The organism is Stenotrophomonas sp. P5_B8, from assembly GCF_054049855.1.
Genome location: NZ_JBFULO010000719.1, coordinates 1 through 1,128, shown reverse-complemented (window position 1 = coordinate 1,128; position 1,128 = coordinate 1). Strand labels below are relative to the sequence as shown.

2 protein-coding genes are annotated in these 1,128 nt (G+C 66.8%); one reads left to right on the top strand and one right to left on the bottom strand.

Annotation, left to right across the window (positions count from 1 at the left end; all coding sequences use genetic code 11):
- Positions 1-258 (top strand): LuxR C-terminal-related transcriptional regulator (locus ACXJKH_RS20970; protein WP_457322271.1); only part of this gene is annotated, 258 nt, incomplete at its 5' end.
- Positions 259-752: 494 nt separating this feature from the next.
- Here ACXJKH_RS20970 and ACXJKH_RS20965 read toward each other — a convergent pair.
- Positions 753-1,128 (bottom strand): transposase (locus ACXJKH_RS20965; RefSeq protein WP_457322269.1); only part of this gene is annotated, 376 nt, incomplete at its 5' end.

Genomic DNA, 1,128 nt, shown 5'->3' with positions numbered 1-1,128 from the left:
GCGCAGAACCTGGCGCTGTCCAACGTGGAAGGCAGCCAGTCGCCGTTCGACACCCTGTCCCCGCGCGAACTGGAAGTGGCCCTGCTGCTCACCCAGGGCCTGCGCCAGGAAGACATCGCCAAGCGCCTGAGCCTGAGTGCCAAGACGGTAAACACGCACAAGGCGCGCCTGTTCGAGAAGATGGGCATCCACGACAACATCGCCTTGGCGCGCATGGCCAGCCAGTACGGCCTGGTGGATCCGGCGCGACCGATGTAACTGCCGAAGGCATGTGCGGTTCTTTGCCCACACCGGGGCAAGCAGAAGCGTCATTTGACTCTTTCTGGCGCGGGTCGGTGGGTCGGGCGCTGTGCCCCSATGCCCTTTCCGGCGAATGTCCTCCGGCGTCGGCCTGCGGCCGCCACCTCCCCCTTTATTTCGCCCCCAAGGGCATCGGGGCCCAACGCCCGACCCACCGACCAAGTCCAGAAAAGCCTGGCTTCCRCCTGCWTACCGCAAGCCGAGCCCCTTAGCAGCCGGTAGCAACTGTGTTGACCAGCGCCCGCCTGATCCGTGGCTGAGGCGGCGGGCACGCCGGTGCGGGACACGCCGGGAACCCATCCATGGGGTCTCGTTTCCGCCCGTCCGGGGTTCCAACGGCCCCGCACCGRCCTGCCCGCCGCCTCCGGGCGGTTTCCTGCGCGCGCGGTGAGCGGTAGGTGCCGGCCGTTGGCCGGCACGCTTTTGCCCTTCATGTTGTCCGCTCAAGGCGTTCAGGCTGGGCGCATGGCGGCTCTTTCATCGCGCACGCGCGCGTTGAGGATGACCAGCATCTTGCGCATCACAGCTACCAGGGCCACCTTTCCTTCCTTGCCACGTGCACGCAGCGACCTGTAAAAATCACGCAGACGCGGCTCGTGACGGGCGGCGGACATGGCCGCCATGTAGAGCGCCTTCCGGACGTCGGCTCGGCCTCCTTTGATCCCGCGTTTGCCACGCACGGTGCCGCTGTCGTGCGACAGCGGGGCGACGCCTACCAATCTGGCGATCTGCTTTCCGCCAAGGGTTCCCAGCTCTGGCAACCGGCACATCAGTACCGCCAGCAACACCGGGCCCACGCCCTTGAGCGTCTTCAACGCCGCCAAGTGA